Annotated in this window: 20 protein-coding genes; 15 read left to right on the top strand and 5 right to left on the bottom strand. The window is 66.8% G+C overall.

Annotated elements, in window-relative coordinates:
- The first annotated feature begins 37 nt into the window (after positions 1-37).
- From AB0H61_RS04355 to AB0H61_RS04345, 3 genes are all read left to right on the top strand, one after another.
- On the top strand, positions 38-499 hold the full coding sequence (locus AB0H61_RS04355; protein ID WP_357299039.1) for a helix-turn-helix transcriptional regulator: 462 nt from the start codon (positions 38-40) through the stop codon (positions 497-499).
- Between the two features lie 188 nt (positions 500-687).
- Positions 688-1518: a phage shock protein PspA gene (gene pspA, locus AB0H61_RS04350; protein ID WP_357299874.1), complete on the top strand. Its 831-nt coding sequence runs from the start codon at positions 688-690 to the stop codon at positions 1516-1518.
- 179 nt (positions 1519-1697) lie between these two features.
- Positions 1698-2579, top strand: a complete 882-nt coding sequence (locus AB0H61_RS04345; protein WP_357299036.1) for a hypothetical protein — start codon at positions 1698-1700, stop codon at positions 2577-2579.
- A 45-nt stretch (positions 2580-2624) separates the two neighbouring features.
- Here AB0H61_RS04345 and AB0H61_RS04340 read toward each other — a convergent pair whose 3' ends face one another.
- Both AB0H61_RS04340 and AB0H61_RS04335 read right to left on the bottom strand, forming a co-directional pair.
- Complete coding sequence (locus tag AB0H61_RS04340) at positions 2625-3059, bottom strand: hypothetical protein (RefSeq protein WP_357299033.1); 435 nt, start codon at positions 3057-3059, stop codon at positions 2625-2627.
- Positions 3056-3868 carry a hypothetical protein gene (locus tag AB0H61_RS04335; protein WP_357299030.1) on the bottom strand — a complete coding sequence of 271 codons (813 nt, stop codon included), beginning with the start codon at positions 3866-3868 and terminating at the stop codon, positions 3056-3058. The genes AB0H61_RS04340 and AB0H61_RS04335 overlap by 4 nt, the downstream gene beginning before the upstream one ends.
- A gap of 845 nt (positions 3869-4713) precedes the next feature.
- On the opposite strand from AB0H61_RS04335, the gene AB0H61_RS04330 reads away from it, so the two are divergent.
- From AB0H61_RS04330 to AB0H61_RS04310, 5 genes are all read left to right on the top strand, one after another.
- Positions 4714-4884, top strand: a complete 171-nt coding sequence (locus AB0H61_RS04330; RefSeq protein WP_357299029.1) for a hypothetical protein — start codon at positions 4714-4716, stop codon at positions 4882-4884.
- A gap of 246 nt (positions 4885-5130) precedes the next feature.
- Positions 5131-5841: a PIG-L deacetylase family protein gene (locus AB0H61_RS04325; RefSeq protein WP_357299028.1), complete on the top strand. Its 711-nt coding sequence runs from the start codon at positions 5131-5133 to the stop codon at positions 5839-5841.
- A gap of 54 nt (positions 5842-5895) precedes the next feature.
- Positions 5896-7056, top strand: a complete 1161-nt coding sequence (locus AB0H61_RS04320) for a glycosyl transferase (RefSeq protein ID WP_357299025.1) — start codon at positions 5896-5898, stop codon at positions 7054-7056.
- A gap of 262 nt (positions 7057-7318) precedes the next feature.
- Entirely contained in the window at positions 7319-7510 is a 192-nt protein-coding gene (locus AB0H61_RS04315; protein WP_357299022.1) for a DUF3046 domain-containing protein, read from the top strand.
- The gene (locus AB0H61_RS04310; protein ID WP_357299019.1) at positions 7507-8745 is read left to right on the top strand and encodes a phosphotransferase; all 1239 of its coding nucleotides are present in this window, start codon (positions 7507-7509) and stop codon (positions 8743-8745) included. The genes AB0H61_RS04315 and AB0H61_RS04310 overlap by 4 nt, the downstream gene beginning before the upstream one ends.
- Positions 8746-8751: 6 nt before the next feature.
- Here AB0H61_RS04310 and AB0H61_RS04305 read toward each other — a convergent pair whose 3' ends face one another.
- On the bottom strand, positions 8752-9261 hold the full coding sequence (locus AB0H61_RS04305; RefSeq protein WP_357299017.1) for a CGNR zinc finger domain-containing protein: 510 nt from the start codon (positions 9259-9261) through the stop codon (positions 8752-8754).
- Positions 9262-9416: 155 nt separating this feature from the next.
- Here AB0H61_RS04305 and AB0H61_RS04300 point away from each other — a divergent pair, with 155 nt between their 5' ends.
- The 3 genes from AB0H61_RS04300 (at position 9417) to AB0H61_RS04290 (ending at position 11370) form a co-directional block, all read left to right on the top strand.
- Entirely contained in the window at positions 9417-9875 is a 459-nt protein-coding gene (locus tag AB0H61_RS04300; RefSeq protein WP_357299014.1) for a VOC family protein, read from the top strand.
- Between the two features lie 57 nt (positions 9876-9932).
- Complete coding sequence (locus AB0H61_RS04295; RefSeq protein WP_357299012.1) at positions 9933-10817, top strand: pyridoxamine 5'-phosphate oxidase family protein; 885 nt, start codon at positions 9933-9935, stop codon at positions 10815-10817.
- Positions 10818-10917: 100 nt separating this feature from the next.
- A complete protein-coding gene (locus AB0H61_RS04290; RefSeq protein ID WP_357299010.1) occupies positions 10918-11370 on the top strand; it encodes a nuclear transport factor 2 family protein in 453 nt (150 codons plus the stop codon).
- A 96-nt stretch (positions 11371-11466) separates the two neighbouring features.
- Here the strand turns inward: AB0H61_RS04290 and AB0H61_RS04285 are convergent, their stop codons facing one another.
- Positions 11467-11745: a hypothetical protein gene (locus AB0H61_RS04285; protein ID WP_357299007.1), complete on the bottom strand. Its 279-nt coding sequence runs from the start codon at positions 11743-11745 to the stop codon at positions 11467-11469.
- 333 nt (positions 11746-12078) lie between these two features.
- On the opposite strand from AB0H61_RS04285, the gene recA reads away from it, so the two are divergent.
- The 4 genes from recA (at position 12079) to AB0H61_RS04265 (ending at position 17214) form a co-directional block, all read left to right on the top strand.
- Positions 12079-13122 (top strand): recombinase RecA, encoded by a 1044-nt coding sequence (recA, locus tag AB0H61_RS04280; protein ID WP_357299005.1) that lies wholly within the window; start codon positions 12079-12081, stop codon positions 13120-13122.
- 528 nt (positions 13123-13650) lie between these two features.
- Positions 13651-14184 carry a recombination regulator RecX gene (gene recX / locus AB0H61_RS04275; protein ID WP_357299003.1) on the top strand — a complete coding sequence of 178 codons (534 nt, stop codon included), beginning with the start codon at positions 13651-13653 and terminating at the stop codon, positions 14182-14184.
- A 959-nt stretch (positions 14185-15143) separates the two neighbouring features.
- Positions 15144-16409 carry a hypothetical protein gene (locus tag AB0H61_RS04270; RefSeq protein WP_357299001.1) on the top strand — a complete coding sequence of 422 codons (1266 nt, stop codon included), beginning with the start codon at positions 15144-15146 and terminating at the stop codon, positions 16407-16409.
- Positions 16393-17214, top strand: a complete 822-nt coding sequence (locus AB0H61_RS04265; protein WP_357298999.1) for a 2OG-Fe(II) oxygenase family protein — start codon at positions 16393-16395, stop codon at positions 17212-17214. The genes AB0H61_RS04270 and AB0H61_RS04265 overlap by 17 nt, the downstream gene beginning before the upstream one ends.
- A 5-nt stretch (positions 17215-17219) precedes the next feature.
- Here the strand turns inward: AB0H61_RS04265 and AB0H61_RS04260 are convergent, their stop codons facing one another.
- Complete coding sequence (locus AB0H61_RS04260; RefSeq protein WP_357298998.1) at positions 17220-17744, bottom strand: GNAT family N-acetyltransferase; 525 nt, start codon at positions 17742-17744, stop codon at positions 17220-17222.
- Positions 17745-17771: the final 27 nt, after the last annotated feature.

The raw sequence follows: 17771 nt of genomic DNA, 5'->3' as shown, positions 1-17771 counted from the left end.
GCGTTGGCCCGGTGAACGCCGAGCGAAGGAGAACGAGATGACGCTGCTGCGAGAGGCGATCGGGGACAGTCTGCGGCGTGCACGTCTCGCCCAGCATCGGACCCTGCGAGAGGTGTCCACCTCGGCCCGCGTGAGCCTGGGCTATCTTTCGGAGGTCGAGCGGGGTCGCAAGGAGGCGTCCAGCGAATTGCTCGCCGCCATCTGCGCCGCCCTGGATGTGCCGCTGTCGCGGGTCCTCTGGGATGTGAGCACGATCATGGCGGGCGCCGATGGACTGCCGGCGAACGAGGCCGCCGCCGTGCCCGCCCAAGAGGTCGAACAGCCCGCCGCGGCCGAGCCCGCGGAGGCTCCCGCGGCCTCCGAGCCTGCACTCGCGCCCGCCAGCGCGAGCATGTCGGCGGCCGATCCGGGTGCGCGGCCGTCGCGTATCGCGGAGGAGACCCGGATCGTCATTCCGGCGCCGAAGGCGGACATGTTGGTGTTGGTGAAGAGCAACTGAGGGTGCCCCGCCGCGGGCAACGCTGCGGTCCGGTGCCGAAAACGGATAGATTCTCTTATAGGCGTCGGTTGGGCCGGGTTTGTCCGGTCCAGGTGCCGCATGGTGGAGGATAGGCACACAGCAGGTGCGTGACGGTCGCGCACCGGAGCCGCATGAAGCGGTACATCAGATGGAGGCGGGATCAATCGATGGCTAATCCGTTCGTCAAGGCCTGGAAATACATGATGGCCCTCTTCGATGCGAAGATCGAGGAGCACGCGGATCCGAAGGTTCAGATTCAGCAGGCTATCGAGGAAGCTCAGCGCCAGCACCAGGCCCTCTCACAGCAGGCCGCGTCGGTCATCGGCAACCAGCGTCAGCTGGAGATGAAGTTGAACCGGCAGCTCGACGAGGTCGAGAAGCTCAACGCCAATGCGCGCCAGGCGGTCATGTTGGCCGACCAGGCCGCTTCCGCGGGCGACACCGAGAAGGCGATCCAGTACACCAACGCCGCCGAGGCATTCGCCGCGCAGCTGGTCACCGCCGAGCAGTCGGTCGAGGACCTGAAGGTGCTGCACGACCAGTCGCTGCAGGCCGCCGCGCAGGCCAAGAAGGCGGTCGAGCAGAACGCGATGCTGCTGCAGCAGAAGGTCGCCGAGCGCACCAAGCTGCTCAGCCAGCTGGAGCAGGCGAAGATGCAGGAGCAGGTCTCGGCCTCGCTGCAGCAGATGGACTCCACGCTGTCGGCGCCCGGCAGCACCCCGAGCCTGGACGCGGTACGCGAGAAGATCGAGCGCCGCTACGCCAATGCGCTCGGCGCCGCGGAGCTCGCACAGAATTCGGTGCAGGGTCGCATGATGGAGGTCCAGCAGGCCAGCATCCAGATGGCGGGCCACAGCAAGCTGGAGCAGATCCGCGCCTCCATGCGCGGTGAGTCGCTGCCCGCGGGTGGTGCTGGCCAGTCCGCCATCAATCCCGCACAGCCGCAGGTCAACCCGGCGCAGCCGCAGATGAACAAGGGCCAGGCCGCACAACAGTAGCGGTACGCCGGTAGGGACGGGTTCGGTGCGCGACGCGATGCGAGCAGCAGCCGGGACCGTCGACGCCCTCGTTCGGCCGCCCGCCCGGCCGGACGGGGCACCAGCCGTGCGAGCGGTCGGGAGGGGTTAGGCATGAGTGAGCGAATCCGGCTCGGTGCAGCCGTGAGCGAGGTGCGGACATGAGTCGACAGCGATCGCATCGGCCGCCCGCCGTGGGGTATCCGGCGCCGTGGGCCCCGACCGGTGCGTCATCGGCCGGCCTGCCGGACACGCTGCGCGATATGGGGGAGCATGCCCTGGTCGCGGTGCGCCGCTGGGCCGATCCGCGGGAACGTGAACTGCGCAAGCGACGCCGAGCCCGCCGCCGCAGTTTTCAGCTCGGCACCGTCTCCGGGCTGACCACCGCGGGAACCGTTGGACTCGTTGTCATTTCGGCTCCCGCGTGGGCCGTCGTGGTACTCGGTGGCGGTGCGGTCGCGTTGGTGACCGGAACCGCGCTGACCGCTCGCCGCTACCTGCGGTTACGGGGGAAGCCGTTGCCGCAGGCCGCATTCCTGCCGCGCAAGCAGCCGCCGCTGCGGTCGGCCGCGCGCGCCCCGATCGCGCGCCTGGTCAACGCGGAACGGGCATTGCACGGTTTGATCGCCCATCTCGGCGCCTCGAATCGTTTGCCCCGCGAGGAACTCACCGAAATGATCGAGACGGCGAACTCCGGGGCCGCCGCCCTGCACGCGCTGGCCGCGGATGTGGTTCAGATGGAGAGTGCGATCGCGGTGGTGGGCCGCAACAATCGCCACGCGGCCGATGCCATCACGACCAATATGCGGTTCGCGATGGACCGTCTGAACGCGGGCATCGTCGAATACGAACAGGTCGTGACCGCCGCGAGCAAGATCCTCGCGGTACCCGAAAGCACCGTGGTGGCCTACCAATTCGACGGCATCGTGGCCGATCTGCGGCACGCCGCGGATCGCTTGGACGGATGGGCGCAGGCTCTGACCGAGGTCGCTGATCGGCCCGTCATCGCGACTCAGGAACCGCCACAAGGTCTTTCACAGTAGAGCCGGTGGTGCGAGCGGCGGATCGCCGATTCGCACCCGCGAAACTCACAGCTGCCCCGCGTCTTTCAGCACCCGCCGGGTCTGGGCGAACAGCATCCCGACATTCACCGTCTTCCGGCAGACGACCACCACCACGACATCGTCGTGGCTCGCGGCCCGAATGAACAGGTGGGTCAGGTTGTCGCTGTTGACCAGGATTTCCTGGAAGTAGTGCCGGTCGGTGCGGATGCCGCGCCGCTCCTTGAAGATGCCCTCGATCATCACCACATTGCGGCCCTGGAACAGATCGAGGGTGGCCGCGGCCAGCAGGTCGAGGACCTCCGGCGGGTGGGTGTCGACCGTTTCGACCGCCAGCAACATTCCGGTGGCCATATCGATGGCGCCGGAGGCCAGGCATTCCGGCGCTTCGCCACGCAGACTCTTGACGAGGAGACCGATCCGGTCGGTCATGCTGCCCGGGCCGGTATTCGAGGTGTTCATCGTGTCCTTCCTGATATCCGCCCTTCGGGCGGCATTGGTGGCTGTGTGTGCTCCGCGCAGCCGGGTGACCGGTGTGGGCCGAGTCGTGGTGATCGGGGCGGGAACAACTCGTTGATGCCGCTGGCGCCGCGGCGACGGCGCGGCAGGGCGGCGGATTCCGCCGCCTTCGATGCCGAGGTGGGCCGGGTGGGCTGCGGGATCACCAGCAGGTCTTCCCGCAGCAGTCTGGCGACCTCGACCGTGATCGCGAAGAGGCTGCGGCTCAATAGGAATGCGAGATCGCGGCAGCTGCGCAGTCTGTCGGCCTGTCGCAGGATCTGCTGTCGCTCGCCGGTCGCGTTGGCGTGCATCGCGGCCTCGCCGTATTCGGTGCGCAGGAACTGGTTGCGGTGCGGTGACAGCCACGCCGGGCGCAGTGCTCCGAGTCGTCGTCGGGTTTCCGCGATCAGCCGGTCGGGCTCGACGCCGTCGATACGCGGTATCAACGGGTCCGCGTCCGGCGGGTCCTCCTTCCAGAAGCAGCCGCCGATCCATCCCGCCGCTGTCGCGAAGGCGCCGTCCAGAGCCGCCATCGTCGCCAGCACTCGCAGGTCGGCCTCGCCCGTGCAGATGCGCCCCGGTCGCGCCAGCAGTTCGGGAACTCCCGGTGCGCCCGGGGTGTGCACGGCGACGACCCTTCCGCGCACCAGCCGGAAATCGGCTCCCGGATCGCCGGTCACCCGCAGGACACCGGTCCGCAGGCCGACCGAGGCGTCGGTCAGCTCGCGCACCACCTCGAGCGCTGGCGGCCGACCGGGGTCATTCGTCATGGTTCGAACTCCGCCGCTGGATATTCGCGTGGGTAGGCCGAATTCGAATCCGGATGCCGCGCATCGGAGTTCCCATTTATCGGGAGCATTCCCGGAGGGGTCTCGGGACGCGCGGCATCCGGTTTCGTCATTCCGCAGAAAGCATTTGCCAGCCATTCTGCGGAGAATGTGTGAATAGCGGAATCGAACCGGAATCGAAGCGTCGTTGCTCGTTCCCGTTTATGGAAGGATTCCGTGTCGTCGGTTCAGCCGACGAGGGGTAGAGCTCGCCCGGATAGTGCGAACAGCGCTGTCGGCGTTGCCGTTAGCGAGGTGAAGGCCGTGCTGTCGCATGCGGGTGTTAATAGGATCGCGCCGTGTGGACGCGGCATGGAGCGGGCGGTAATTCGTACCCACGGGACGGTTTGTTTTTGGGTCGATTCGAATTCCGGCGTGAGTTCGAACCGTGATGCTCCGGGTTGCTGCGGATGTGTCAAAAGGGGTCCTGTAGTAGTCGATAAAGCGCCCCGACGGCTTCTGGAGTGGGCCGTCGGGGAACATCCTGACAGTAGAAAAGTTTTGTAGCAATGGTTTCCGGGAATTTGCTTGCGGTGGCGGCGGGGGACCACCACGCCGCGGCAGGGCCGGGCCTGGTAAATGCCCCGGCGGCCCCGCCCGAAACGGTCCAGGAATCGGTCAAGTCCCTTTGACCAGAGGGGCGCTGCGGTCGGACCCGGTGTCAGGGTGAACCCTGATTCGCACCCGGATATCGGTGCTGACCTGGTGATTTCTGGCCGCCCGGCTGCCAGCATGGAAGGTGTCGGATCGTCGGACGACGGTTCGTCGGAGACTTCAGGAGGCTGGAAATGCTGTGGAAGATCATCGGTGTCGTCGCGGTCGTCTGGATCGCGCTCGCCATCATCGGTGCGCTGATCAAGGGGCTGTTCCCGATCCTGGTCATCAGCGCGGTGGTGTTCGGCCTCTACCTGCTCTACAAGGCGGTCTCGGGTTCGAACAACACCGTCAGCAAGCTGTAGGGGAGGACCTCGGGGGCGTCATGCAGCTCGTTGCGGTGCCGGGCCGGACCGGCGGTGCGGCGCCGGGCCGATATTCGGTGGTGCACAGGCCATCTCGACGCGACGAGCCGAACAGCGGGTGCACTCGCTCACTTCACCGGTCCGCCGCTCGGGTGATCCGGGCACGAGGTCGGATACGCGTCCGGCGGTCGTCGAGCTCCGACTGCGTGCGCGCCGGTGGCGGCGGAACTGCTTGAATGTCCTCTCGTGGAGCAGGTACCCGAGGATTGGCAGCGCGGCTTGGTGATTGTCGCGCACCCGGACGATATCGAGTACGGCGCGGCTGCGGCCGTGGCCCGATGGACGGGGCAGGGCAAGGACATTCGCTATGTGCTCGTCACCAGCGGTGAGGCGGGCATCGCGGGCATGCCGCCCGCGGAGGCGGGACCGCTGCGCGAGGCCGAGGAGATCGCGGGCGCCAGGGCGGTCGGCGTGCACAGCGTGGAATTCCTCGGTCATCCCGATGGGCGGGTGCAGGAGAACCTGGAACTGCGGCGCGATCTGGCCGCCGCCATCCGCCGTCATCGCCCGGAACTGGTGGTGCTCTTCAACTTCGGGGACACCTGGGCACCGGGCTATGCCAACAGCGCCGATCACCGCGCTGTCGGCCGCGCCGGCCTGGACGCCATCTCCGACGCGGGCAACGAATGGATCTTCCCCGAACTCGCCGAGCTACCGCCCTGGTCCGCCCGCTACGCGGCGGTGGTCGGCCCCGTGATGACCCACGCCGTCGACGTCGCCGACAACCTCGACCAGGCCACCGCCTCCCTCGCCGCCCACCGCCGGTACCTGGAGGTCCTCAGCGACGAACCGGTCGATTCCCAGGTCCGCGCGATCATCGAGATGGCCACCGGTCCCAAGGACGGTTTCCCCGCCGCCCACGCCGTCGGCTTCGAGCTGTACCACTTCGGGGGCTGAGCCGACGACGACGGCTGCCGATGTCTCTTTACCACCGTGTGGCAGGCTGGGCGAATGCGTGTTGCCGTTGTTGCCGGGCCGGATCCCGGTCATGCGTTTCCGGCGCTGGCGCTGTGTGAGCGGTTCCTGGCGGCGGGGGACGAGCCGGTGCTGTTCACGGGTCCGCGGTGGTTCGATGCCGCCAAGGACGCGGGTATCGCGGTGCGCAGACTCAAGGGTCTGGCGCCGCGCACGGTCGACGACGACGGGGACGCCGGGCAGCGCATTCACGAACGTGCCGCGCATATTTCGACGGAGATTCTGCCGGACCTGAGCGCGATGCTGCCCGAACTGGTGGTCTCGGACGTGCTCACCGCGGGTGGCGGGATGGCCGCCGAACGGCTCGGCGTGCCCTGGGTGGAATTGTCGCCGCATCCGCTGTACCTGCCGTCCAAGGCATTGCCGCCCATCGGGAGTGGGCTCCCGGCGGGCGAGGGGGTACGCGGCCGGATGCGTGACGGCGTGCTGCGCCGCATGACCGCCCGCGCCATCCGCAATGGGCTACGGCAGCGCGAAAAGGCGAGGGAGAGTGTGGGTTTGCCCGCCACCGACCCGGGGCCGACGGCCCGCCTGATCGCCACCCTGCCCGCCCTGGAGGTGCCACGCCCGGACTGGCCGGACAACGCCCACGTGGTCGGTCCGCTGCTGTGGGAGCCGACCGCGGAGATCCTCGAACCACCCTCGGGTGACGGCCCGCTGGTGATGGTCGCGCCCTCCACCGCGCATACCGGCGTCGCGGGTATGGTCGAGACGGTGCTGGCCGCACTCGACGGCACCGGCGTCCGCGTCGCGATCTCCATGCTCGACACCCCGCCCGCCGATCTCCCGTCCTGGGCCACCGCGGGCCTCGGCCGCCAAGACGAACTGCTCACCCACGCCGCCGTCACCGTCGGCGGTGGCGGTCACGGCCTGCTCGCCAAATCCCTGCTCGCGGGCGTCCCGATCGTCACCGTGCCCGGCGGCGGCGACCAGTGGGAGCTGGCCAACCGTGCCGCCCGCCAAGGCGGTTCGATCCTGATTCGCCCCCTCACCGCCGAGTCCGTCCATGACGCCGTCCTGGCGATGCTCGACCACCCGCACTTCACCGCGGCGGCGGAGGAGGCGTCCATGAGTCTCTCCGATGTCTCCGACCCGGTGAAGATCTGCCACGACGCCCTGATGACCACCCACCCGTAGCGCCCGCACCTGCCGATGCCCTGAGTAGGACGGTGACCGAGCCCTCGGCGTCGCGCGTATACGGCCAGAACTCGGTGGACTGCGCCGCGGATGGGTGCGACGCTGCCCCGCGCACACGCGGGGTCGATCCGCCGCAGTTCAGCGCCCCATCGGGTGCTCCAGCGCGGGCGCAGGCGGTCGCTTTGCCGGGTGGCGGCCGATGGGGCGGCCCGGTGCGGTGGTGGTTCGGGATTTTCGGGCGGGCGCGAGTATCTTGAATACGGTGCGGTTGACTGAGTTCCAGGAACTGATGCATACCGAGTTCGGGGTGGCGCGCGGCGATGCCTTGCTGAGTGACCATGTGATTCCGTCGCTGGGCCGGACCGGGGCGGATGCGATCGAGGCGGGCGTGGACCCGCGAGACGTATGGCGCGCGCTGTGCGCCGAATTCGATGTACCGAAGGTGCGGTGGTGACTACTTCGGATCCCACGGTGGCGCAGCGGTCCTATCGTTTCGACGAGCGGGACGGGATGATCCCCGTCGATCCGGAGAGCCTGGCCGCGCGGGTCGCGGCCGCGCGCCCGCACGATTTCGCGAGCTACCGGCAGACCGGCATCGAGCTGATGCTGCTCGGACGGTACGAGTCCGCGCTGGACCACCTCGATCGGGCGCTGGAGCTGGTCGACACGCAGAGCCGTCGAATCACGGTCTGGATCAACCTCGGCGATGTCCACCGCTATCGGGGCGATGCCGCCACCGCCACCGTCCTGTTCCGCCGGGCGGTCGACGCGGCCCGCGCCACCGCCCCCGAGGTGCTGTCGTTCGCGGTGCAGCACTTGGGCAAGGCGCTGGCCGAACAGGGCGACCTGGATGCCGCTCGTGACCTGCTGCGAGAGGCTCTGCACCTGCGGGTGGGCGAGGGCGATCCGGAGCTCATCGAGTCCACCCGGGTCGCGCTGGAGACCCTCGACGAACTGCCTATCCCGCTCCCGCCCGCAGTCGCCGCCCTACTGGGTGACACACCAACCTTCTCCGGCGATCACGAGGGCATGAGTGGCGACGTCATCTTCGTCAACGGCAGCTACTGGATCAAGCGCGGTCCCCGCGCCGTCGCCGAACACGAGCGTCTGACGTGGTTGCGGGGCTACGGCATTCGGCTGCCCGAGATCGCGGTCTTCGAGGCTGATGTGCTGGTTCTGGCCGACGCGGCGGCGGCGAGCCTGGCGGCGGCGGGGGATTCCGCGGAGGTGGGGCAGTCGGTCGGCCGGGCCCTCGGCGCGCTACTGCGCCGCCTGCACGAGATTCCGATCGCCGAGTGCCCGTTCGACGGTCGGCTGGATATCACCCTCGCGCAGGCGCGCAGGCATGTGCTCGAGGGTTTGGTCGATCCCGATGACTTCGACGACGACCATCACGGTCTGACTCCCGAACAGGTCCTGCGGCGCCTGCACGACGACCGCCCGGACGAGTCGGATCTCGTTGTCGCGCACGGTGATTTCACCCCGCCGAACGTGCTCGAGGGCGATATCCTCCTCGACGTCGGCGGGTTGGGCGTCGCGGACCGGTATCGGGACATCGCCCTCGCCGAACGCGATCTGCGCGAGGATTTCGGCGACGACGCGGTCCGCGCCTTCTTCGCGGCCTACGGCCTCGACGCACCCGATCAGCGTCGCATGGACTACTACCGCCTGCTCGACGAACTCTTCTGAGGGGCCTCAGGTCTGCTTCGCGTAGTGGCGCGCCGCCTTTGTGCGGTTGCCGCATGTCGCCATCGAATGCCAGCGGCGGGTGCCGTTCTTCGAGGTATCGAAGAAGAACAGCACGCAGTCCGGGTGCGCGCACTGCCGGATCCGGTCCGGGGCCTGGGCGATGAGCTGAAGCAGGTTATCGGCGGCGAGCCAGCCGGGGAGCCATGCGGGGTCTGACACGTCGGGAGTGTCCGCGGGCCCGGTGTCGGTGAGGGTGCGGCGGATGCGGCCGTGGTCGAGTACGTCGTTGAGCGCGGTGTGGTCGGCCTGTCGCACCGTGTCGTAGATCGCGGTGCGGGCGTCGAGCACGGCCCCCAGGGTGCGCTCGTCGGCGGGTGCGTCGATACCGGCGGCGTGCAGCCAGATCTCCAGACCTGTCACATCGGTGAGGAGGTCCTGCGGTCCGTGCTCTATCCACCGGGTGTTGAGCAGGTCGAGCGCCAGCGGTTCACCGAGGTGGGGGCGGGGATCGAGCATGACTGAGATTAACGGGTTCCCTGTGGTCGGAACGATGGTCACCATCATACTAACTGTCTAAAACTATTTAGAGGGTTGACGCGGCGTCGATGTTCGGCTTATGTTCTAACCAGTCAAGCGAAGTATAGTGGTTTTACATTCCGAGGAGAATCACCATGACGACAGCGATCGCACCCCAGCTCGCCACCGGCCACATCGGGTTGAACGTCTCCGACCTGGATCGTTCGGTCGAGTTCTACCGTCGCGCACTGGGTTTCGAACAGATCGCGGTCGGCGGCGACGACCGCCGATGGGCGTTTCTCGGCGCGGACGGCAAACTGGTGGTGACGCTGTGGGAGCAGTCCGATGGGGCGTTCTCCACCGAGACGCCCGGCCTGCACCACCTCTCGTTCCAGGTCGACACCATCGACCAGGTCCGCGTGGTCGAATCGGTCCTGCGCGAGCTGGCGGTGAACTTCGCCCACGACGGCGTGGTCGCCCACGGTGAGGGCGTGGCCTCCGGCGGCATCTTCTTCACCGATCCGGACGGCATTCGGCTCGAGGTCTACGCGCCGAGCGGCGCCGAATCCGCGCCCGCCCCCTCCGGTACCGCGCCGACCTGCGGGTTCTTCTGAGCTCGTCCACCCGTTAGGTATCGACGGCGCCCCGCGCCGGTAAGAGAGGGAGATGGGATGTCCTTCCACCCCGGCGAACTCGCCGTCCAACGGCGCATGGGTCAGGCGGATATCGCCGATCGCGTCGGCCGCATGATCCGCGCCGATATCCCGGCCGTCGCCGCGTCCTTCCTGGCCGAGCAGCCCATGGTGGTGCTCGCCGCCGCGGATCCCGCCGGGCGGCTGTGGGCCAGCCAGCTGGCCGGACAGCCCGGCTTCGTACGCGTCCTCGATGCCGAGACGATCGCCCTCGATGCGCGGGTCCCGGCGGGCGATCCATTGTCCGGGTCCATGGATCGTCCGAACCGGATCGGCCTGATCGCCCTGCAACCGCAGCGGCGCAGGCGGATGCGCGTCAACGGCCGCGCCCTGCCCGGCGACGGCGGGATGCGGATCACGGTGGACCAGGTGTATTCGAATTGCCCGAAATACATTTCGCGCAGGGAGGTCACGTCCTACTCGCCGGACGCCGCGGTCCCGGTGCCCAGGCGCGGCGCCGAACTCGATGACCGGCAGCGGGCGGTGATCGCCGCGGCGGACACCTTCTTCGTCGCCACCGCGGATGCCGAGGGCAATGCCGACGCCTCCCATCGCGGCGGGAATCCCGGTTTCCTGCAGGTGCTTTCGCCGACGCGACTGCGCTGGCCGGACTACCGGGGCAATTCGATGTTCATGACGCTGGGCAATATCGAGGTCAACCCCCGTTGCGGGCTCCTGATACCGGAGTGGTCCGGTGGCGGAGCGTTGCAGCTGACCGGCCGGGCCGAGTTGAATTGGGAATCTGTCACTTTCGCCGCCGGTGCACAGTGCTCGGTCGACTTCACCATCGAAGAAGTGATCGATACGCGCGGCGCGGGACCGCTGCGCTGGGGTCCGGCCGAACTGTCGCCGGTCAATCCCTGAATTCGCCAGGCACAGTGCGCCGCCACGGGGGCAATATTCGCATGAATCCTGATTGCCCCAACCCATCGCGCCGACACCGGCGCTCCCCGAAAGGAAAGCAATGCGACCCCCACTACCCCCGTTCGACCTGGAGTCCGCCAAGGCCAAGGTACTGGCCGCCGAGAACGCCTGGAACACCCGCGATCCCGAACGCGTCGCCGCCGCCTATACCGAGGATTCGGTGTGGCGCAACCGCGACGAGTTCTTCACCGGCCGAGCCGCTATCGTCGACTTTCTCACCCGCAAGTGGTCCACCGAAAACGGCTACGCCCTGCGCAAGGATCTCTGGGCCTTCGAAGGGGACCGTATCGCGGTCCGCTTCCAGTACGAATGGCACGACGAATCCGGCCAGTGGTGGCGCAGCTACGGCAACGAACAGTGGGAATTCACCCCCGAGGGCCTGATGTCACGCCGCGAGGCCAGCATCAACGACGTACGCATCCCCGAATCCGCCCGCCGCATCTTCGGCCCCCGCGGCCCGGAGGAGGAGGGCGCCGCCCTACCGCAGCAGTAGCGGCGCCGCAGACGCCCGGTCTGCGCGGACACTGATCGTGCTCGCAGACAGGAAACTGCCGTGCGAGCGCGATTATGTCCGCGTAGACCAGAACTGTCAGGCGACCAGGGCCGCTTCGGTGGCCGGCGCGATCGCGCGTTGCCGGTACAGCAGCCCGAAGGCGATGAGCCCGAATACGATTCCTACACCGCTCGCCACCGCGCACGCCGCATCCAGCCCATCGATGAAACGGGGCAACGTCATCGGCTGTTCGGCGCCCGCTACGCCGCGGAAAACCGTGCCGAGCACCGCGACACCGAGAGCGAGTCCGAGTTGGCGTGCCGTATTCACCGCACCGGCCGCGGTGCCGCCCTGCTGTGGCGGCACCGCCGCCATACCCGTGGAGACGAGTGCGGGCGCATTGATGCCGCGATACCCCGGATCTCTACCGATACGTCACCCAGCGGCTCGGGGCGCTGGACGGAATTACCGATATCGAGGTGACGCCCGCCCTGCGGGTCTTCAAACAGGCCGAGACGCTGCTGGACGTGGATCGAATCGCGCCGGCGCGGTGATTCGCGCGGTGATTGCCGTGGGCGCGGCTCCCGGCGCGTCGCTTGACTCGAACATCTGTTCGTTTAAGCTGGTCGCCAGAACTTGTCGGTGCCGCCCTCTAATGTGGGCGCCAACCAAGAACGAGACTCAACCCGGCGAAAAGGGGATCACGACATGGCACCACAGGCGTTCGACCGCGACAAGGCGCTCGAGCTGGCGCTGGCCCAGGTGGAGAAGAGCTTCGGCAAGGGTGCCGTGATGCGCCTGGGCGAGGAGGCCCGCCAGCCCATCTCGGTGATCCCGACCGGTTCCATTTCGCTGGATGTGGCGCTCGGCATCGGCGGCCTGCCGCGCGGCCGCATCATCGAGGTCTACGGCCCGGAATCCTCGGGTAAAACCACCGTTGCGCTGCACGCGGTCGCCAATGCCCAGGCCGCGGGCGGTGTCGCCGCCTTCATCGACGCCGAGCACGCGCTCGATCCGGACTACGCACGCAAACTCGGTGTCGACACCGATGCGCTGCTGGTCTCCCAGCCGGATACCGGTGAGCAGGCCTTGGAGATCGCCGACATGCTGGTGCGCTCCGGCGCGATCGACATCATCGTCATCGACTCTGTCGCCGCCCTGGTGCCGCGCGCCGAGATCGAGGGCGAGATGGGCGACAGCCACGTCGGTCTGCAGGCCCGCCTGATGAGCCAGGCGCTGCGCAAGATGACCGGTGCGTTGAACAACTCCGGCACCACCGCCATCTTCATCAACCAGCTGCGCGAGAAGATCGGCGTGATGTTCGGCTCGCCCGAGACCACGACCGGCGGTAAGGCGCTGAAGTTCTACGCCTCGGTGCGCCTGGACGTGCGTCGCATCGAGACCCTCAAGGACGGTACCGACGCGGTCGGCAACCGCACCCGCGTGAAGGTCGTGAAGAACAAGGTCTCGCCTCCGTTCAAGCAGGCCGAGTTCGACATCCTCTACGGCCAGGGCATCTCCAAGGAAGGTTCGCTCATCGATATGGGCGTCGAGCACGGCTTCATCCGCAAGTCCGGCTCCTGGTACACCTACGAGGGCGACCAGCTGGGCCAGGGTAAGGAGAACGCCCGCAAGTTCCTGCTGGAGAACACCGATGTTCGTGACGAGATCGAGAAGAAGATCAAGGAGAAGCTCGGTATCGGCGCCGACGTGACCGCGGAGGCCGGTGCCGAGGTACCCGCGGACTTCTGATTCGACGCGGCGAGCGCAATGAATACGGCATCGCGCAGCGATTCCATGGGGGGCGGTGGTCGGACGACGAGTGGGCGCACAGCGTCCACGGAAACCGAGCCGGGCGCCGACGCGGCGCAGCCGATCGGACGTCGTTCGTTGCCGAAGACCGATCGGGGAGCGCGCACGACGGCGTCCCCCGATCCGGTCGCGGAAATGCGGCGGCGGTTGGCCGATCTCGGTGTCGATACCACTGAGCTCACCGCACCCCGCGGACGCGGGGAGCATGCCGTACGCGACCGAGCGGCAGGTCCGGTAACCACCGGATCCCGGTCGGGCGTGCGGGAACCACGACCAGTCCGGTCGGCAGAAGGTGGTTTTGCCGATCCGGACACCGCGGGCACCCGGTCGAGCGAACCCGATCCGCAGCGGGGACGCTCGACCGGGGCCACGCCCCGAACCCGGCGGCCGCGTGATCGGCGCCGGTTCGAATCCACTGACTCCCAGTCGGCTGATATCGAAGGAACGGAAGGCCGCTGGGCGGATCCGGTGGCGGCCGGATCCGAGCGGGATGCCGAGCGCACCCCGCAGGGCGGGACGGTCGAGCAGGCGAAGGAGGCGTGTCTTCGCCTGCTCGCCGTCCGCGCTCGCAGCCGCGCCGAACTCGCACAGCGCTTGGCCGCCAAGGGATATACCGCCGATATCACAGACCGCGCCCTGGACCGCCTCGCCGAGGTGGGCCTCATCGATGACGCCGCCTTCGCCGAACAGTGGGTCCATTCCCGCCACACCTTCTCCGGCAAGGGTAAGCAGGCCCTCGCCCAGGAGTTACGCCGCAAGGGCGTCGCCCAGGTCGACGCCGCCCCCGCCCTGGAGGCGATCACCTTCGACGACGAGGCCGCCCGCGCCACCGACCTGGTCCGCCGCAAACTCCGCACCCTCCCGCGAGATCTGGACCGCGACAAAACAATCCGCCGTCTCGTCGGCATGCTCGCCCGCCGCGGCTACAGTCAATCCACCGCCTTCGCCGTGGTCAAAGCCGAACTCGCCGATCGGAATCTGCCGGATCCGGACCTGAACTGAACGCGCACAGTCCAGCGTCACGACCCATCCGAAATGTCGATCGCCCGGGGCAGGCCCGGCCGATCCGGCGCCGGGCCGGATGCGATATTCGCACTCATCTCGGCTGCAACGCACCTGCTCTCTGCTCCCGCTGCCCTACTGCGATGAGCACGAAGCTCGCCCCTGGAACGCCCAGCGTGTGGAACCCGGGCCGCCTCCACCTCTACTGGGAGCTGCACCAGTTGATGTGCCGGACCCCGATGTCGAAAGGCGAGATGTCCCAAGCCTCCCTGCCCTGCGTCGCGGTTGGCGTGAGGAGCATGTGTGCCGAAGCGAATTCGTTCGGCATCTGCAACCTGAGATCGCCCGGTTGATCTGTTTCTTTTGAAAGATGCGCGTGTCACGCCGACCGGACCGCATCCTCGCCACTGTCCATACGAGCACCAGTAGCAGCAGCGTCAGGCTCGACACCCAGATAGCCATCGAATGGGTATCGACGAGACCAACAACAAGTGGACACACCTGCAACAGTTGAAGCACGGATATCGAGTCGAATGTGGTTGCGCTCGGCGCCCATGTCGCGGATCTTCTGACTTGCTTCCGCCCAGTGCCGATCGCCTGCAATCCCCGGGCCATGATGCCTCCCTCGTCGAATCCAGCGATATCGAGGATGACCTCCGAAATCCTTCCGCGGCACGGTGACTCAGCGAATACACGCCGACCGTTACCGCTTTGCACGCACCGCGCGCACCGCGCGTCGGTCCGTCGACTTGCCGGAAGTCCGGCGATACGCTGAGAACCTCCACCGTGCCAGAGAGGCTGACAGCATGGGGAACACACAGCACGGCAGTTCGTGTGGCCGACGCGTTGCGCGAGATATCAAGGCCGCGGGTGGCTCCGAACACGACGCGGCGCTCGCCGTCCATCGGCACTGCGCAGTATCGCTCTTACGGGCGCATCGAATTGTGCATGGGTACACCTTGATCGAAGCGATCGAGATGATGAAACACATTCTTCGTGCCCGTGGGACTCCCGCGGACAGCCTCGCACACCAGCGACTGTCCCGATGGGAGAACTGCCTGGACATGCCAACGCCCCGATACCTGGACGCGCTGTGCCTGCTATACCGGTCCAGGCCCGACCGGCTCGGATTCGGGCACGACTATTCGGATCAGGAGCCCATTTCCCCACTCGGATTGGAAATTACCGTGGACCGTCGCCATTTCCTCGGTGCCGCAACAGTGAGCGCCGTAGTCATGCCTACGATGTCGTCGACATCCAGAGCCTCGACCGGTGTCGGCTACATCCCGAGTGACGGGAGGGCTGCGGCGGCACACGCCAGTTTGCTCGAAGATATGACAGAGGAGAACGGGTACGGTTTGTATACCGAGGCGCCTGCCGAGTTCATTTCGGCGCGAATGGTCGACCTCGGACGCATCGAGGCCTGCCTGCTGACGGCAACTACCTCGGATATTCGACATAGATTGCACCGCGTGCTCGCCAAGAATGCCGCATTCATTGCGATACGTCTCAATGATGTCGCGGGCGTCGAGGACACCTTCGATTGGTTCGGGATCGCCCGTCGCGCCGCTCGTCGGTCGGGTGACACGGCTGTGGAGGCGTGGATAGCCGGACATATTTGCGATGCCTGTACATGTCACGGCCGTGCTGCGAAATCCGGACTTGTTGCCGCGCGCGTTGCGCAAACGGCGGGCGATAGCCGTCCCCATGCGGCGGCTGTGTTCGGCTACCTGGCCGAGGCCGGTGTCCAGGCTCGTATGGGTCGCGGCCGCGAGACTCTCGACGCCGTCCGGAATGCAGATCGAATGTTCGCCGCCTTACCGGAAGCGCAGACCGTCGCCGATGGCCTGCACGTGACTGAATACTTTCTGCGATGGCACCAATCCAATGCGTTGACCGCGATTGGTGAGCGTCGCCAGGCCGAGGTGCTGCGCCAGCGAGCCCTGGATCTCCCGTTCAGTCGGCAGGACGAGGTCGGAGGGGCGCTCTTGCGGTTGGACGAGGCGGCCTCGCACATGCGCGATGGCGAGTTGGAAGGCGGCTGCCGGGTTATCGCGACAGCGTGGAACGCACTACCCGTCGAGTATCGGGTAGGTCAGATCCCTCGGCGCGTCGTCCAGATTCTCGATGACGTGCAGCCCGTACATGCCAGAAGCCGCGAGGTCCGGGAGGTTCGGGAACTGCTTGAATCATCCGTATCGAACAGCGGTGCAACAATTGACTGAAGTAGATCTTGTTGATCAGATGATCGTTCGTGGGTTCGCCTCGGTGCCCCTCGATTCCGGGGCGGTTGACCAACTCGGCCGCTTGTACCGGAGGGCAATGTCGTTCTTTGCGGCCGATAGCGAGACCAAACTGAGGTACGGAACGCCGCGTCGAATGGTTGGATATCGGCCGCTCGGTTACTCCTACGCGTACTCGCCCGACCGCCGAAGTTTGAATGATTCCTTTCTCTATTGGAAGGATAGAGGCATCGAGATCGAACATCGTGCCGAAATCGCAGATTTCTTGACAGCTTTGGAGAGTTATCGAGGCGTGGTGGTCGACGTTACGCTGAAGTTACTTGAAATACTCGGCGATAGGTACAACTACAGACGCGACATTGCGTTCACGAAAGCGTCGTTGCTGCAGGTGAACTCTTTTCCTGGTCAATTGGATGACGAGTTTCTCCAGCATCGCCACGAGGATAGGGTGCTATTCACCCTGCTCTGGGCCAGTGCGCCCGGTCTGGAACTGTACCGTGGCTCCGAGGTGATTCCGTTGATCCCACGAACCGGCGAAATGCTGGTGATGCCGGGCAGCATCCTCACGGCGATGACCGGCGGAGAGATCAAGCCTGCCTATCATCACATGCGCAATCATCATCACGACGGTCGGAAGTCCATCATGTATTTCGTCAGCCCTGACATCGAGCATGAGATTACTCCGTATGTCAGTAACGCCGAGAACCTTGGTATCGATATCCGCGAGTTGTCGGTGAAAAACCCTCAGGCATTCGGTCTTCCTCCCGATTTCCTAACGGCCCGATGACGTCCTCATGCGGAGAACGGTGGCGTCCAGGTGTATTCGAACTCGGGTAGTTCGAAACCTTGCTCGAATCGGCCGAGGCGGGCGTCGGTGCGCCGGCCTCCGTGGCGCTCGTAGAAGGCGATCGCGGGTTTATTCTCTTGCAGCACTTCGAGATACACCGCGCATCCGGGGTATTCGGTGGCCGCCCAGCGTAGGGCGCGCCGGAAGAGCAGGGTGCCGACGCCGCTGCGGGTTCTTCCCGGCAGGGCATGCAGATTGTCCAGGAGTATCCGGCCGTCGGGGCGGGGGATGAGGTAGACGAAGCCGACCAGCTCCGGTCCGCACTCGGCGACGAACAGGCCCGCGGCCGACGGATTATCGGCCAGCCGCTGTTGCCACAGCGCTAGTCGATCGGCCGAGAGCGGGCCGTTCAGGAAGCTGTCCGGCATGATCCCGGCGTACGCGGAACGCCAGCTCGCGGTATGCAGCGCCGCGATCCGCGTCGCGTCGCCGCGCGCCCCTGCCCTGACGGTCACGGCGCTGTCCGTCACGGCGCTGTCCGTCACGGGACTCACCGA

Origin of the sequence: Nocardia sp. NPDC050710, from assembly GCF_040654375.1 — a bacterium.
Lineage (GTDB): Bacteria > Actinomycetota > Actinomycetes > Mycobacteriales > Mycobacteriaceae > Nocardia.
This window is presented reverse-complemented; position numbering and strand designations above follow the sequence as displayed.

What these genes read in the sequence shown, in the direction of transcription:
- AB0H61_RS04355 (WP_357299039.1), top strand. Translation starts at nt 38, where the DNA reads ATGACGCTGCTGCGAGAGGCGATCGGGGACAGTCTGCGGCGTGCACGT.
- pspA (WP_357299874.1), top strand. Translation starts at nt 688, where the DNA reads ATGGCTAATCCGTTCGTCAAGGCCTGGAAATACATGATGGCCCTCTTC.
- AB0H61_RS04345 (WP_357299036.1), top strand. Translation starts at nt 1,698, where the DNA reads ATGAGTCGACAGCGATCGCATCGGCCGCCCGCCGTGGGGTATCCGGCG.
- AB0H61_RS04340 (WP_357299033.1), bottom strand. Translation starts at nt 3,059, where the DNA reads ATGAACACCTCGAATACCGGCCCGGGCAGCATGACCGACCGGATCGGT.
- AB0H61_RS04335 (WP_357299030.1), bottom strand. Translation starts at nt 3,868, where the DNA reads ATGACGAATGACCCCGGTCGGCCGCCAGCGCTCGAGGTGGTGCGCGAG.
- AB0H61_RS04330 (WP_357299029.1), top strand. Translation starts at nt 4,714, where the DNA reads ATGCTGTGGAAGATCATCGGTGTCGTCGCGGTCGTCTGGATCGCGCTC.
- AB0H61_RS04320 (WP_357299025.1), top strand. Translation starts at nt 5,896, where the DNA reads ATGCGTGTTGCCGTTGTTGCCGGGCCGGATCCCGGTCATGCGTTTCCG.
- AB0H61_RS04305 (WP_357299017.1), bottom strand. Translation starts at nt 9,261, where the DNA reads ATGCTCGATCCCCGCCCCCACCTCGGTGAACCGCTGGCGCTCGACCTG.
- AB0H61_RS04300 (WP_357299014.1), top strand. Translation starts at nt 9,417, where the DNA reads ATGACGACAGCGATCGCACCCCAGCTCGCCACCGGCCACATCGGGTTG.
- AB0H61_RS04295 (WP_357299012.1), top strand. Translation starts at nt 9,933, where the DNA reads ATGTCCTTCCACCCCGGCGAACTCGCCGTCCAACGGCGCATGGGTCAG.
- AB0H61_RS04290 (WP_357299010.1), top strand. Translation starts at nt 10,918, where the DNA reads ATGCGACCCCCACTACCCCCGTTCGACCTGGAGTCCGCCAAGGCCAAG.
- AB0H61_RS04285 (WP_357299007.1), bottom strand. Translation starts at nt 11,745, where the DNA reads ATGGCGGCGGTGCCGCCACAGCAGGGCGGCACCGCGGCCGGTGCGGTG.
- recA (WP_357299005.1), top strand. Translation starts at nt 12,079, where the DNA reads ATGGCACCACAGGCGTTCGACCGCGACAAGGCGCTCGAGCTGGCGCTG.